This window comes from Terrihabitans aquatilis (genome assembly GCF_052542005.1).
Map to the genome: position 1 here is coordinate 651,132 of NZ_JBOCUO010000001.1, position 13,671 is coordinate 664,802.

At 63.5% G+C, this 13,671-nt stretch carries 12 protein-coding genes, 1 tRNA gene and 1 pseudogene; 7 read left to right on the forward strand and 7 right to left on the reverse strand.

The features are described 5' to 3' along the window. Positions 1-139: 139 nt before the first annotated feature. Positions 140-1,552: a DEAD/DEAH box helicase gene (locus ACQ6S1_RS03290; protein WP_445039719.1), complete on the forward strand. Its 1,413-nt coding sequence runs from the start codon at positions 140-142 to the stop codon at positions 1,550-1,552. Positions 1,553-1,776: 224 nt separating this feature from the next. Here the strand turns inward: ACQ6S1_RS03290 and ACQ6S1_RS03295 are convergent. Both ACQ6S1_RS03295 and ACQ6S1_RS03300 read right to left on the reverse strand, forming a co-directional pair. After that, positions 1,777-1,859 (reverse strand) — tRNA-Leu (locus tag ACQ6S1_RS03295). Between the two features lie 44 nt (positions 1,860-1,903). Continuing rightward, a complete protein-coding gene (locus tag ACQ6S1_RS03300) occupies positions 1,904-2,647 on the reverse strand; it encodes a competence/damage-inducible protein A (protein WP_445039720.1) in 744 nt (247 codons plus the stop codon). 115 nt (positions 2,648-2,762) lie between these two features. Here ACQ6S1_RS03300 and ACQ6S1_RS03305 point away from each other — a divergent pair, with 115 nt between their 5' ends. Continuing rightward, positions 2,763-2,951: a DUF3008 family protein gene (locus ACQ6S1_RS03305; RefSeq protein ID WP_445039721.1), complete on the forward strand. Its 189-nt coding sequence runs from the start codon at positions 2,763-2,765 to the stop codon at positions 2,949-2,951. Between the two features lie 13 nt (positions 2,952-2,964). Then, complete coding sequence (locus tag ACQ6S1_RS03310; RefSeq protein WP_445039722.1) at positions 2,965-3,201, forward strand: DUF2934 domain-containing protein; 237 nt, start codon at positions 2,965-2,967, stop codon at positions 3,199-3,201. A gap of 2 nt (positions 3,202-3,203) precedes the next feature. Here ACQ6S1_RS03310 and ACQ6S1_RS03315 read toward each other — a convergent pair whose 3' ends face one another. From ACQ6S1_RS03315 to ACQ6S1_RS03330, 4 genes and pseudogenes are all read right to left on the reverse strand, one after another. Continuing rightward, positions 3,204-5,357 carry a histidine kinase dimerization/phosphoacceptor domain -containing protein gene (locus ACQ6S1_RS03315; RefSeq protein WP_445039723.1) on the reverse strand — a complete coding sequence of 718 codons (2,154 nt, stop codon included), beginning with the start codon at positions 5,355-5,357 and terminating at the stop codon, positions 3,204-3,206. 683 nt (positions 5,358-6,040) lie between these two features. Next, positions 6,041-6,838: an ImmA/IrrE family metallo-endopeptidase gene (locus ACQ6S1_RS03320; RefSeq protein ID WP_445040255.1), complete on the reverse strand. Its 798-nt coding sequence runs from the start codon at positions 6,836-6,838 to the stop codon at positions 6,041-6,043. A 108-nt stretch (positions 6,839-6,946) separates the two neighbouring features. After that, positions 6,947-7,099 (reverse strand): annotated as a pseudogene (locus ACQ6S1_RS03325) (helix-turn-helix domain-containing protein); the annotation flags it as partial. 707 nt (positions 7,100-7,806) lie between these two features. Next, positions 7,807-8,586: a metallophosphoesterase family protein gene (locus tag ACQ6S1_RS03330; protein WP_445039724.1), complete on the reverse strand. Its 780-nt coding sequence runs from the start codon at positions 8,584-8,586 to the stop codon at positions 7,807-7,809. A gap of 148 nt (positions 8,587-8,734) precedes the next feature. Here ACQ6S1_RS03330 and ACQ6S1_RS03335 point away from each other — a divergent pair, with 148 nt between their 5' ends. Next, the gene (locus tag ACQ6S1_RS03335) at positions 8,735-9,490 is read left to right on the forward strand and encodes an SGNH/GDSL hydrolase family protein (protein ID WP_445039725.1); all 756 of its coding nucleotides are present in this window, start codon (positions 8,735-8,737) and stop codon (positions 9,488-9,490) included. Here the strand turns inward: ACQ6S1_RS03335 and ACQ6S1_RS03340 are convergent, their stop codons facing one another. After that, positions 9,491-10,240 carry a nucleotidyltransferase gene (locus ACQ6S1_RS03340; RefSeq protein ID WP_445039726.1) on the reverse strand — a complete coding sequence of 250 codons (750 nt, stop codon included), beginning with the start codon at positions 10,238-10,240 and terminating at the stop codon, positions 9,491-9,493. It abuts the gene before it with no gap. 131 nt (positions 10,241-10,371) lie between these two features. Between ACQ6S1_RS03340 and aroC the strand changes: the two genes are divergently transcribed. Genes aroC through ACQ6S1_RS03355 form a run of 3 tightly spaced genes read left to right on the forward strand, consistent with a single transcriptional unit; the run spans position 10,372 to position 13,670 of the window. Continuing rightward, positions 10,372-11,454, forward strand: coding sequence for a chorismate synthase (gene aroC / locus ACQ6S1_RS03345; RefSeq protein ID WP_445039727.1), 1,083 nt, complete (start codon positions 10,372-10,374; stop codon positions 11,452-11,454). A 36-nt stretch (positions 11,455-11,490) separates the two neighbouring features. Next, positions 11,491-12,579 (forward strand): 3,4-dihydroxy-2-butanone-4-phosphate synthase, encoded by a 1,089-nt coding sequence (ribB, locus tag ACQ6S1_RS03350; RefSeq protein WP_445039728.1) that lies wholly within the window; start codon positions 11,491-11,493, stop codon positions 12,577-12,579. Next, positions 12,576-13,670 (forward strand): AbrB family transcriptional regulator, encoded by a 1,095-nt coding sequence (locus ACQ6S1_RS03355; protein WP_445039729.1) that lies wholly within the window; start codon positions 12,576-12,578, stop codon positions 13,668-13,670. Before ribB ends, ACQ6S1_RS03355 begins: the two co-directional genes overlap by 4 nt. Position 13,671 lies beyond the last annotated feature (1 nt).

The following is a 13,671-nucleotide window of genomic DNA, read 5'->3' on the forward strand; positions in this document are numbered from 1 at the left end:
AACGGAATTTATCCGCCCTGCCAGACGTGCCGACCGGTTTCTCCCGACAGCCCAGATCACGCGGGGCGTCTCAACGACCCCCGCATCGTGCGCCGGTTCTCAACCGTGCTGCGACGGCGTGCATCTTGAAAGATCTACATTGACGACTTTTGCCGAACTCGGCTTGAATCCCCTTATCCTTAAAGCTCTTGCTTCCGAGGGATATGAAACCCCGACCCCAATTCAGGCTAATGCCATTCCGCCCCTGCTGAAGGGCCGCGATCTGCTTGGCATCGCACAGACCGGGACGGGCAAGACTGCAGCTTTCGCCTTGCCGATCCTGCACCGGCTTGCCGCTGACAAGCGCCCTCCCCAGCGCCGCTCCTGCCGCGCCCTGATCCTCAGCCCGACGCGTGAGCTCGCGAGCCAGATCGCCGCCAGCTTCCGGGCCTATGGCCGCCATCTCGGTTTTTCCGTTGAGGTTATCTTCGGTGGCGTCTCCGCAGGGCCCCAGGCCCGCGCTCTCGCCGGCGGCATCGACGTGCTTGTGGCCACACCTGGCCGTCTGCTCGACCATCTTCGCGGTGGCATGCTGAAGCTCGACCCCGTTGAGGTGTTCGTGCTCGATGAAGCCGATCAGATGCTCGACATGGGCTTCATTCGGGACATCCGTCGTGTTGTCGCCGCTCTGCCGAAGACCCGCCACAGCCTTTTCTTCTCGGCCACCATGCCGAAGGAAATCGGCGTACTGGCATCCGAACTTCTTCGCGATCCTCAAGAGGTGGCTGTTACCCCCGTCGCCAAGACGGCGGACCGGGTGGAGCAGCGGATCGCTTTTGTCGACGCGGCGGCCAAGCGCCCACTTCTCGTGGATCTGCTCAAGAACCGCGATATGGACCGCGTCCTCGTCTTCTCGCGCACGAAGCATGGCGCGGACAAGATTGCGCGACACCTTACCGACGCCGGTGTCGATGCCGCTGCCATTCACGGCAACAAATCGCAGGGTGCCCGCGAACGGGCGCTTGCAAGCTTCAAGGCGGGCAAGACGCGCGCCCTTGTGGCGACGGATATCGCGGCACGTGGCATCGACGTCGATGGCGTCACCCACGTGGTAAACTTCGATCTGCCGAATGTCCCGGAAAGCTACGTGCACCGCATTGGCCGCACCGCGCGGGCTGGCGCCACCGGCATCGCGATCTCGTTCTGCGCACCTGATGAACGCTCTTTGTTGCGCGATATCGAAAAGCTGATCCAGCAGCGAGTGCCGCCTTTGGAAGGGCACGAACAGGCCCATGCCGAAATGGCCAACGCCACCGCTCGGCCTCGGCAGCCGCAAAATCCTTCGCAGCAGAACCGGCGCGGTCGGCAAGGTCCGGGGAATGGCCGCAATCAGGGACGGGACCATCGTCCTGCCTCTGGCGGCGGCGGCGCGAAGGACCAGAGGTCCGCCGCGCCCCGGCGGGAGCAGACGCAACCCAGCCGATCGGGCGACAGTGGGTTGGCCAACATGCCTCTGATGCAGCCATCCCGTGGGCGGGCTCATCAGGACCGACGGCCGGGCCGCTCGGACTGAGAAACGGCACATACAACGAAAAAGGGGCGCCTAGGGCGCCCCTTTTGCGATCCAACAGTCGCGCTCAGCGCAATCCGAGGAAGCTCAGGATGGCGATGACCACGACGACGAGACCGATGATGTAGATGATGCTGTTCATAAACCAACCCTCTTGATGTACCCAAAGCTGGAACGTTCACATTTGGGGTTGGTTCCGAGAGATGTCTTGATCAGGCCATTTTGCCTGGTGCCCGCAGCCGGACTCGAACCGGCACGCCATTGGCTGCGGATTTTAAGTCCGCTACGTCTACCATTCCGTCATGCGGGCGCCGCGGCAAGATAAAGCCGATCCGCTCGCTTCGGGCAACTAGCTCAATCCATTTTGCTAAGCGAGATGAGCATCGCCTCGATCGCCGATTTTGCACGGACTACCGCTTCCGCATCGCGCCCGCGTACGACGAGGTTGGTATTGTAGCCATGCTCGTCCTGAAACGGATAGGAGCCGATCGAGACTTCGGGGTGAGCCCGCTGAATTTCTGCAAGGGGCGTTCCGACGTCCCCCTCTTTGGCATTGGCAAGGATCGTCTCAGAGAGAACCTTTTGCCCCGTGCGCAGCGTCGGAAGGACCTCCTCCAGCATGCTCTGCATGATCTTTGGCACGCCGGCCATCACGTGGACGTTCCCGAGCCGGAAACCGGGCGCCTTCGATAAGGGATTTGCGATCAGATCGGCCCCATCAGGAATGCGTGCCATCCGCAGCCGCGCCTCATTGATCCGCCCGGCCGGGAATATCTCTTCCAAAATTGCGACGGCGCGAGGGTCGTGGTCGATTCCCACATTGAACGCTGCCGCGATCGCGTCGGCCGTGATGTCATCGTGCGTCGGTCCGATCCCGCCGGTGGTAAACACGTAATCAAAGCGCGTTCGAAGCGCGTTCACCGCATCAACGATGTCCGCCTCATCATCGGCCACCACGCGCACCTCCTTGAGGTCGATACCGACCGAAGTGAGTCGCTCGGCGATCCATCCGATGTTTTGGTCCTTTGTCCTACCGGACAGGATCTCGTCGCCGATGACGAGAATGCCTGCGGTGACGATGTCATTATCTTCGATCATGAGGAGATGCGATCCGTTCAGCGGGGGTCTCAATCTAATGCCCGGAGCGGTCTGGAACAAAGGCATCAATGCAAGGTTGTCCCGCCAGCGTCATCCTTTTTGAGAGGTTCGACCCATGCCCGCGAAATCAGGAGCCCAGCAGAAAGCGGCCGGAGCCGCGCTGGCAGCGAAGCGAGGCGATACGCCCAAATCAAAATTGAAGGGAGCATCCAAGAGCATGGAGGAATCCATGACAGAAAAGGAGCTCCACGACATGGCCTCGACAAAGCGCAAGGGCAAGCCCGAGCATAAAACCAAGGATTAGGGAGAGGAACGATATGGATAAGGACGAACTGATCCGCCAGCGCGCTTACGAAATCTGGGTGGCCCAGGGTCAGCCCGAAGGCCAGGAAAGCGAACACTGGGCGCAGGCGAGACGCGAGATCGAATCGGAAAGCCCGCCCGAGCCCGACGCGAACGGCCCGACGGGAGCGGAAATCCCGTCTTCCCTGTCAGAAGCTCCTCCCAAACAGCCCAAAGGCGAGGAGTTGAAGAAGGCCACGGAACTGGGTTGAAGCTAGGCTGTGCCGGCTGTTCCTGACGGATAGGGATTAGCCGGCACAGTCAGCGTGACTTCCAGACCCGGCGTGGTGTTTTCATAAGCAAGCTCACCGGCGAGCTGATTCACCAGCGCGCTGATCATCCGCGAGCCGAAACCAACCCGGCTCGAAGAACGGCCACCACCACGATCGCTGACCGTCAGGCGGAATGATGAGCGATCCTCGGACAAGGCCACATGGAGCGGGCCTGCCGCGCCTCCATAGGCATATTTGTTCGCGTTGGTGACGAGTTCCGACAGGATCAAACCAAGGCTGACCGCGCGATCGGGAGACATGATCACCGGGGCGAGATTGGAGGTGACGAAGCCTCGCCAATCCTCGCCCATCGAATCCACCTGCTCTCCCAGCAGATCCTCCACGTAGCGGGCCGCGTCCACTGTTTCGAACTGATCGGCCCGGTAGAGACGGCGGTGGACGAGAGAGACCGCGCTGAGACGGCGGCGGGCTTCCTCGATGGCCGCCTGCAATTTCGGATCCTCGGACTGCCGCGCCTGCATGGAGAGGAAGCTCGAGACCAATTGCAGGCTGTTCTGAACCCGGTGGTTCACCTCGCCGATGAGGAATTGCTTCTGCTGGAGCAGCAGATCCTTTTCGCGGATAGTACCGAGCAGGCGCTCGTTCAGCGCGCGCATCTGACGGCTCTGCCAGATGGACGAGACCGCCGCGCGCAGACGTCCTGCGGCCTCGGTTTCGGCGAGCGTCCAGGGGCGCGAGCGTCCGTGGACCGTTTCGCTCCAGGCGGCGAAAGAGGCGCGCGGGCTCAGCATGTCACCCGGCGCAAGATCGGCATCCTTGTGGGGATTGCCGGCCCAGTTGATGACCTCCACCCGCTCGGCGCGGAACCACAGCACCATCCAGGGCTCGTCCACCGGCAGCACCATGCCGAGGAGACCGCTGGCGACGGCGCGCACCTTGTCGGCGGGCGGGTGCACCTTCGGCAGGTAATGGGTGGAGAACACGCCCTCCCCCTGCCCGCGCACGAATTCCGCCAGCGGGCCGAGATCGGACCGGTCCGGGCAGCGGCCGGACGTGATCACATCGTGCCCGCGCAGGATGGCCACGCCGTCGGCATCGAGCATGCGGCGCACCTCGTCGATGTGGTTCGACAGGGAATGCTGCAGCGTTCCCTCGCGCGAGAGCAGCGCCACGATGTCGTCTTCGTAGCTGCGCAGGCGAATGCGGGCGCGGTAGACCTCTGTCTCCTCGCGGGCCTTGATCTGGCGCGCGAGGTTGCCCGCCAGCGTGCGGCAGGCGGCGCGGGTCTCGTAGCCGATGCCGCGCGGCGCCTCGTTGTGGCAGGCGATGAGGCCCCAGAGCTCCCCGTCCTTGACGATGGAGACCGAAGCGGAGGCGCCCACGCCCATATTCTTCATGTAGAGCAGGTGCACGGGCGAGACGCTGCGCAGGCCGCTGTCGCTGAGATCCAGCGGCGCATCCTCCGTCCAGGCGGGGCGCAGGGGCGCGGGCGTGTAGCCCACATCGGGGATGACGCGCACGAGATTGCGGATGTAGAGCGCGCGGGCCTGTTTGGGGATGTCGGATGCGGGGAAATGATGGTGCAGGAACGCGTGCATCCCCGCCCGCAGGTCCTCGGCCACGACGACGCCCGCCCCGTCTTCCAGGAAACGGTAGACCATGACGCGGTCATACCCCGTGAGGCGGCGGAACTCGCGCGCGGCTTCGGCGCAGAGCTGCTCCAGCGACTGGGTGCGGGCGAAGGCGGAGATCGAGGCCTCCAGATCGCCCAGCACGGCGGCGGGCGCGACCAGGATCTCGGCGGCGGGCTCGAACTCGACGACGAGGTGCGCGGCGCTGCGATGGGCGAGGATATCGAGCCGCTGGCCGTCCCGGCTGCGGCACTGGCCGACGAAGCCGGAAATCTCGCCGGCGACGACGCGGCGCAGGCCCGCGAGCGCATCGGCATCGAGCAGGCCTTCGAGCGACGTGTCCGTTGCGGGCGCGACGCCGAGCCGGCCTTCGCTGTCGCCGGCGGCATGGGAGATGATGAGGCTCTCGGCGTCCACCACCAGCAGCACGCCGTGGGGCTGGATGGCGCCGGGAATGTGGATGGGCTCGCGGTCGCAGGCCGTCAGATTGATATCGTCGCTCAAGCAACGGTGCCGGAAGGCGGCAAAGGAGGTGTCTGCATGGATTGGCCGGACCCGATTCGTTCTCGGGGCATCTGTTCCACGCCCGAAAAGGTCCAGCAATGGCGAACGTGTCACACTTGCGTGCACAATGGGCACAGCCCGCGCCTGCACCGAAAGCCCGCCTTTCGGCAGGGGTCTCGAGCCGGGCCCCTGGCCCATCGGCTCCGTTCCGGCCTCCCCTCCGAAAAATCGGAGGGCGCGCGGGACGCCGGGAGATCAGCCGCTCCCACGGCCGTGCTGGCAGAGATGGATGTCCAGCACGAAGGTACTCAACCGCAGAAACGCCGAGGCTCCGGCATCCCGCGCGCGGTGTTTTAGGCTTGCTGTTCCGACCCCCCGGATGGCTCCGCTTGTCCCATCCGTTGCGGGTGTCCTCTCGATCGCAGAGCCCAGAGTTTGGAACCTCGAGGCATCCCGACCTCCAAGAAGGACCCCTAGCGTTGCGCTAAGCACACTTGGGACCCGGAACCTTGGACCTCCGCCCCGGCCGGGTTCGTTACACCCTGCCAGACCGGCCACCGCACCCTTCCCCACGATCAGGCCGGTCCGGACCGCCCCTCCTCAGGAAAGAGTGGGTGGAGAATGGCATGTAGAGATTTGGCTGTCAAGGTTTTTATTCCTGACAACTCTTTAGCTCGAACGCACTATTTGACCACGCGCAAAGCCGGTCGAGGCTTCTCTAACCCATACATTTCCCAAATATCCGCCTCCGGGAGCCCTAATATATCTCCGATCTGTTGAGGAGAATACCCAAGATCACGCAGATGTGCCTCGATTAAGTACTTACCCAAAAAAGGCTTCTCAACAGGAAAATTGAGTTCAGGCGGCTCACCAACAGACTTATAACGCAAAGAGCTATACTGACGCCAGAGCAACTGACTTTGCCCTGGCCCAATAACTCCTAATTCACCAGCAGCATAAAGGAGAGCCGCCATAGAAACCCGCCACTCCGGCTTAAGTTGGGCGAGTAATCTGAGATCAACTCGACGCCCGACTAAATCTTTACGCACATCCTCAGCTGGCATTAACAGCGCACTAGCGAATTCGTTTGCTTGCTTTTCCATGTCTGGACACGGCACAACGTGCATAACCAAATGCGCGAACTCATGTGCGAGCGTAAAGCGCATTCGATCTGCAGGCATGGCTGAATTGAGCACGATTATAGGTGGGAGACCTACAAAACGCAGGCTAAGTCCATCAACATCGACCCCCTTCTCAAAGTCGACGTGAAAAACAAAAACTCCGGCACGCTCTATGTATTCGGTTAAATTGACCAGAGGACCAGCAGGCAATCCCCAGGCTCGACGAACCAAACTTGCAATATGTCGAGCATCATTTCCATACTCCCCCGGCTCATAGCTGGGCAGGGGCAATTCAGGTTCAAATCCCACTGATGGCAAAAGACGACGAAGATGTAAGGCTCGCAAGTTTGCATCAGCCAACACCCTATCAACTTCACGCTGCAGGACTGACTGGCGCTTCCGCCACATCGGATGGAAGCTGATAGGCAAACCAACTGGCTGAAAAGAGAACCCCAGCAGTGGCCGAGGTACCCGCAGGACCTCGCACAGCCGCAAAATAACGGTCTCACTCGGAACGATTACGCCGTTCTCCGCTCGTGAGACTATAGCTGCGTCAACGAGGGCACCGGCTGCAAGCTCCTTCTGCTGGAGCCCTCTGAATTGGCGCGCCAATCGCAACATGGAACCGTTGAATTCCGGCACCTCTAAGCCTGCCCGTCATCTGAGATACGATTACGCTCCTCAGGCAATTTAATGATGCCAGTTGGAAGCCTTGGTGCCGCGGGAGTGGACGGTATTCTTTCCACGGAAGACGCGGCTCCTCGATCGGCCTCGTACGTCCAAATTACTGATTCTCCAAGGCGGGCTGCCACAAGGATATGATCAATCCTAGTTTCAATGCTGTTTAGAACGTAACCTACATCTACATTATGGATCGACGGCAACTCAGATATTGGGAGTAATGACGGCTCTGCATTCGTAAGTTCTAACGTTAGGCCCGTCTGAATCGCGCGAGCGTATCCTTGCCGATCCATTTTCTTCAAACGTACTCTCAACGTACGGTCGAAGAGCAGCCGGATTGTCTCATGGTCCTGAAGTAGTCTGACATCACGACTATCGCCGAAGGCGATCCGAACTTCGTTCATTAAGAACTGATGCATCAACGTCGCAACGGTGCGCTTGTAATCCATGCGAGCACGCGCAGGCATGCTGTTAACGCTCTGCCATGCATTGCCGAAGAGCGCACAAAGCTGCGGCTCATGTCGCCCTAATATGCTCCGTACAAATCGTTCCGACGGGATCATTGTCGCACCCTCAGCTCAAGCACTCTTGAGGATGAGCCAGCGCAATACAAAAATCAACGCGAAAATTGACGCGACAGATGATATTCACACCTCCAGCACCGCATAAGGCTTCCCGCTCTCCTTCGTGATGCCCGCCGCCACGTTGAAGACTGGGATGCCCTTGGGGGTTTCGCCCTTGTGGGCGCCGCGGTGGGCGTGGCCGTGGACGACGGCGGTGACGTCGAAGCGGTCGATGACCTCGGCCAGGCGTGAGGAGCCGAGATAGGGGAAGATGGGCTCCGGCTCGCCAATGACGGTGGCCTCGATGGGCGCGTAATGCAGCACCACGAGCTTGCGCTCGGTGCGGAGCGAGCGCAGCGCGATTTCGAGGCGCATGCATTCCTCCTGCGTTTCCTGCACGAAGGCTTTCGTCGCCGCCTCGCCGAACGCGCCCAGCATGTAGCGCCCGAAGCCGCCGCCGAACCCCTTCACGCCCGCAAAGCCGACGCCCTTGTGGATGTGGGCGTTCTCGCCCAGGAAGCAGACGTTCGCCTGCCGCAGGATGCGCACCACCTCTTCCGGCTGGCCGCATTCATGATCGTGATTGCCGAGCACGGCGACGATGGGGATTTTGCAATGGCGCAAATCCTCGGCCAGGATCTCGGCCTCCTTCGTTTTGCCGAAATCGGTGAGATCGCCGGCCAGAACGAGGATGTCGGCGTTGTCGGACACCTCGGTGAAGAGATCGCGATAAGGGTTCTGCGACGTCTCGTGAACGTGGATATCGCCGATGGCGGCGACGCGCACTGTACCGGATTCGCGAACGGGCGCCGGCTCGCTGTGGTCCGTGGGGTTCAGTTCGATGACGGTGGCGTCTTCCTGCATGGACGAGCGATCCCTCTCCTGTGCTTTCCCGCTGGGGGAATGTGCGGAGGCGGAATGGGGTTCCCGCCGATGTGATGAGAGCCCGGCCATTGCGCCCGGCCGCGCGGCGGCGCAGCCTGTGCCCAACCGACGTGCGGGCCGGGAGATCATGGCGACGATGACGAAGCACTTCCTGCTGCTGGGGCTGGCCATGATGGCCGGGCTGGCCACGCCCCTGCCCGCCCTCGCCGACGATGCCGGGCGGCGGGTTCTGCTGATCGGCAACAGCCGCACCTTCTACAACGACATGCCGAAAATGCTGGCCGAGATGGCCCGCTCGGCAGGCGACAACGCGGCGCTGGACGTGACCGTGCGGGCCACGTCCGGCGCCCGGTTCCGCACGCATCTCGACAATCCGGAGGTGCACGATCTGCTGGCGCAGCGCTGGAGCCTCGTGGTGCTGCAGGCGCACAGCGCGGCCCACAGCAACGACAAGAACGTGGCCGATTTCCTGGCGGATGGGCGCACGCTGATCGCCGAGGCCAAGGCCGGCGGCTCGCCCTTCGCGCTGGTGCTGAACTGGGCCTATGCGCCGGACCATTACACCGAGCGCCCGGCAAATGCGCGGACGGCGCATGTGGAGCGCATCGCCTCGGCCACGCACGAACTGGCGCGGGAAACGGGCGCGCGCGTGATCGACATCGGCGGGGCGTGGGAGGCAGCGCGGCGCACGGCCTCGAGCATCACGCTCTATGCCGACAAGAACCACCCCTCCATCGCGGGAAGCTATCTGTTCGCGCTGACGATCTATGCCGCCTTGCCGGGCGCGAAACCGGCGGCCGTGACCTATGCCCCACCCGGCCTGACACCGGCGGATGCGGCACGGCTGCGCGAGGCTGTGGCGGGCGCCTCGGCCGGCGGGTGATCAGCCGACGAGATCGGCAAAGCCCCATTCGGCGATGTCGATGAGGTAATCCGGCGGCGAGAACAGGCGGCCACGGCAGACGCGGGTGCGGCCCTCCGGCATGTCGCGCTGATTCTGGAGGCGTTCCATCAGCTCGTCGAACAGCCAGTCCGGCACGCAATGGCGCTCGGTGGGGTAGACGAAACGGAAATTCAGGAGGTGGATGAGCAGCACCTCCCAATATTGCTCCATGTAGCCGAGCAGCCGCCGCCAATCGATGGCCTCGTGCTGCTTGAGGATGACGTGGGCGATGTCGGCCCCGTCATAGCGCTCGCGGTTCTGGACGAAGACCTTGGAATAGACGAGCTCGGTGGGCGCGACGAGCTGCACCTCGGTGCCGTAGATCCTGGCGGAATGGTTTTCCGAGAACCAGCTGTCGGTGATGGGCGTGGCGGCGGTGCGGGAATTGAAGATGACGTCGAACGTCCAGCGGCCCTTCTTGACCTTGGCGATCCAGCGCTCATCCTCCACCACCGTCTTGTGCCCGAGCTCCTGGAAATGCTTGAGGATGCGCGGGTAATCTCCGGCGCGGCAGAAGACGTCGAGGTCCTTGGTGGGGCGGCGGATGCCGGTGTAGCTCGACACGGCATAGGTGCCGGCCACCATGAACGGCACGCCCGATTCCTTCAGATGGACGAGGCTCTCGGCATAAAACGCTTCCGCTTTGGGCGGCACGGGCATGCTGGAGGCTTCGACATGGCTGGACGTCATCGCGGGAGAATGCCCTTTGTGAGGAGCCCCAACGGGCCGGTGAGGCTTAATCGTGCGGGATTGGGGAAGGTTCCTTGCACCGACGCGCTTGCCCGCTCCGCACGGCAGTCCTAGAAGAGGCGCGGTTTCCCATGTCGCACAATTCCTTCGGCCACCTCTTCCGCGTCACCACCTTCGGCGAAAGCCACGGGCCCGCACTCGGCTGCGTGGTCGATGGCTGCCCGCCCGGCCTGCGCCTGCGCCTGGACGAGGTGCAGTCCTTCCTCGACAAGAGGAAGCCCGGACAATCGCGCTTCACCACCCAGCGCCGCGAGGCCGACGAGGTGGAGATCCTCTCCGGCGTTCTGCCCGACGGCGAGGAATTGGTGACGACGGGTACGCCTATCGCCATGCTGATCCGCAACACCGACCAGCGCTCCAAGGATTATTCCGACATCGCGGCCAAGTACCGGCCGGGGCATGCGGATTACACCTACGACGCCAAATACGGCGTGCGGGATTATCGCGGCGGCGGCCGCTCCTCGGCGCGTGAGACGGCGGCGCGGGTGGCGGCCGGCGCCGTGGCGCGCAAGGTGATCCCCGGCGTGTCGATTCGCGCGGCGCTGGTGCAGATGGGCGAGATCGCGATCGACCGCGCCCGCTGGGACTGGAACGCGGTGGACGAGAACCCGTTCTTCTGCCCCGATCGTGATGCGGCTAAGGAGATGGAGACCTATCTCGACGAGATCCGCAAATCCGGCTCCTCCATCGGTGCGGTGATCGAAGTGGTGGCGGACGGCGTTCCCGTTGGCTGGGGCGCGCCGATCTACGGCAAGCTCGACGGCGATATCGCGGCGGCCTTCATGAGCATCAACGCGGTGAAGGGTGTCGAGATCGGCGACGGCATGGCCGTGGCGCGGCTGACCGGCGAACAGAACGCCGACGAGATGCGCATCGGCAATGACGGTAAGCCCGTGTTCCTGGCCAATCATGCCGGCGGCGTGCTGGGCGGCATTTCGACAGGCCAGCCGGTGATTGCCCGGTTCGCGGTGAAACCCACCTCCTCCATCCTCACGCCGCGCCGCTCGATCGACCGCGAGGGCCACGACGTCGACGTGATGACCAAGGGCCGACACGACCCGTGCGTGGGCATCCGCGCCGTGCCGATCGGCGAAGCCATGATGGCCTGCGTGCTGGCCGACCATTTTCTCCGGCATCGCGGCCAGAACGGCTGACGCTTTCACGGCCGAACGTTTTCCAGGATGATCTCCATGTCTCAGGATCCTTTCGCCCACGTCCGCACCGCGATCGACGCTTTCGGACGAGGCGAGATCGTCGTCGTCACCGATGACGACGACCGCGAGAACGAAGGCGATCTGATCTTCGCCGCCGTCCACGCGACGCCGGAGAAGCTGGCCTTCACCATTCGCAACACGTCTGGCATCGTCTGTGCGCCTTTGACTTCCGAGGAAGCACGACGGCTGCGCCTGTCGCCGATGGTGACGGACAATGACGCGCCGATGCAGACGGCCTTCACCGTGTCGGTCGATGTGCGGCACGGCACGACGACGGGCATTTCGGCCGAGGAGCGCACCGCGACCGTGCGCGCGCTGGCCAACGGCAATATGGGTCCCGCCGATTTCGTGCGACCGGGTCACGTCTTCCCGCTGATCGCACGCGAAGGCGGCGTGCTGATCCGCTCGGGCCATACGGAGGCTGCCGTAGACCTCTGCAAGCTGGCCGAGCTACCGCCGGTCGGCGTCATTGCCGAACTGGTCAACGACGACGGCACCGTGATGCGGGGGCCGCAGGTCTCGGCCTTTGCGGAGCAGCACGGGCTGAAGCGCATCTCGGTGGCCGATCTGATCGCCTATCGCCAGGCGCGCGAGAAGCTGGTGACGCGGATCTCCGAATTCACCGTACCTAGCGAGATCGGACCGCTGAAGGGCTATGCCTATGTGACGCCGTTCGACGCGGTGCATCACCTCGCGCTGGTCCACGGCGATATCGGCGCAGGCCGGCACATCCCTGCGCGGCTGCACCGTGCCGATGCGCTGACCGACGTGTTCGGCGGTGGCAAGACGCTGCGCGCCTCGCTGCATCATTTCCAGAAGACCGGCCACGGCGTACTGATCTATCTGCGCGACGGCGCGGTGGGCGTACCGATCCACACGCCGGCGGAGCGCGGGTCGAGCGAGGCCGTGCGCGATCAATTGTGGCGTGAGGTCGGCGTCGGCGCACAGATCCTGAAGGATCTCGGTGTGTCGTCGATCCGGCTGCTCGCCTCGCGCGAACGCCACTATGTCGGCCTTGCCGGTTTCGGCATCGATATCGAGGGCACGGATCTGATCGAGGGATGAACCTGACGTTCGCCCAATGGAATCCGGGGCGGCAATGGCTGCTCCTGTTCGGGCTGTCCGCGCTGTTCGCGGCCATCTTCGAAGTGCTGGGGTTGCCGGCCGCCCTTCTTCTCGGCCCCATGATCGGGGCCGTGATCATCGGCACCCATGCGGGCACGATCGCCGCGCCGCGCGTGCCTTATCTCCTGGCGCAAGCGCTCATCAGCTGCCTGATCGTGCGCGGCATCCCCTCCTCCATCCTCGACGTCCTGATCCATGACGGCCTGCTGTTCATCGGCCTGATCGCGGCCATTCTGGCGGCGAGCGGCTTCTTCGGCTGGATGCTGATGCGGTGGCAGGTGTTTCCGGGCACCACCGCGATCTGGGCATGCTGGCCGGGCGCTGCTTCCGCCATGGTGCTGATGGCAGAGGATTACGGGGCGGACGCCCGCCTTGTGGCGTTCATGCAATATCTGCGCGTGGTGATGGTGGCTGTCGTGGCGTCCATCGTGGCCTTGTTCTGGACCGGCCAGGGCGCGGCGGAGGCTGCGGCGATCATCTGGTTCCCACCGATCAACTGGCTGGCCTTCGCCGAGACAATGGGGCTGGCGCTGGCCGGCGTGGTAGCGGCCCTGTGGCTGAAGATACCCGGCGGCAGCTTCGTGGTGACGCTGGGTGTGGGCATCGCCCTCCACGTCATGGGCTGGATCGAAATCGAACTGCCGCCATGGCTGCTCGCCATTTCCTATGCCCTAGTGGGCTGGCGGGTGGGCCTGAGTTTCACCCGGCCCGTTCTGCTGCACGCCGCGCGCGCCTTGCCGCAAGTGTTCGGCTCGATCCTCGGCCTCATCGTCATCTGCGCCGGCTTCGCCTTCCTGCTAACGCGCTATGCCGGCATCGATCCGCTGACGGCCTATCTCGCCACCAGCCCCGGCGGAGCGGACGCGATCGCCATCATCGCCGCCTCCACCCATGTGGACATTGGCTTCGTCATGGCGATGCAGACATTGCGCTTTGCGGTGGTGCTGATCGCGGGGCCTTATCTGGCGCGCTTCTTCGCGGGCCTCGGAAAGCGGCGCAGCGGCGAGACGCCCGACGCGCCGCCGGACTGAC

Coding starts and splice junctions, on each gene's coding strand:
- ACQ6S1_RS03300 (WP_445039720.1), bottom strand. CDS start 2,647: ATGATCGAAGATAATGACATCGTCACCGCAGGCATTCTCGTCATCGGC.
- ACQ6S1_RS03305 (WP_445039721.1), top strand. CDS start 2,763: ATGCCCGCGAAATCAGGAGCCCAGCAGAAAGCGGCCGGAGCCGCGCTG.
- ACQ6S1_RS03310 (WP_445039722.1), top strand. CDS start 2,965: ATGGATAAGGACGAACTGATCCGCCAGCGCGCTTACGAAATCTGGGTG.
- ACQ6S1_RS03330 (WP_445039724.1), bottom strand. CDS start 8,586: ATGCAGGAAGACGCCACCGTCATCGAACTGAACCCCACGGACCACAGC.
- ACQ6S1_RS03335 (WP_445039725.1), top strand. CDS start 8,735: ATGGCGACGATGACGAAGCACTTCCTGCTGCTGGGGCTGGCCATGATG.
- ACQ6S1_RS03340 (WP_445039726.1), bottom strand. CDS start 10,240: ATGACGTCCAGCCATGTCGAAGCCTCCAGCATGCCCGTGCCGCCCAAA.
- aroC (WP_445039727.1), top strand. CDS start 10,372: ATGTCGCACAATTCCTTCGGCCACCTCTTCCGCGTCACCACCTTCGGC.
- ribB (WP_445039728.1), top strand. CDS start 11,491: ATGTCTCAGGATCCTTTCGCCCACGTCCGCACCGCGATCGACGCTTTC.
- ACQ6S1_RS03355 (WP_445039729.1), top strand. CDS start 12,576: ATGAACCTGACGTTCGCCCAATGGAATCCGGGGCGGCAATGGCTGCTC.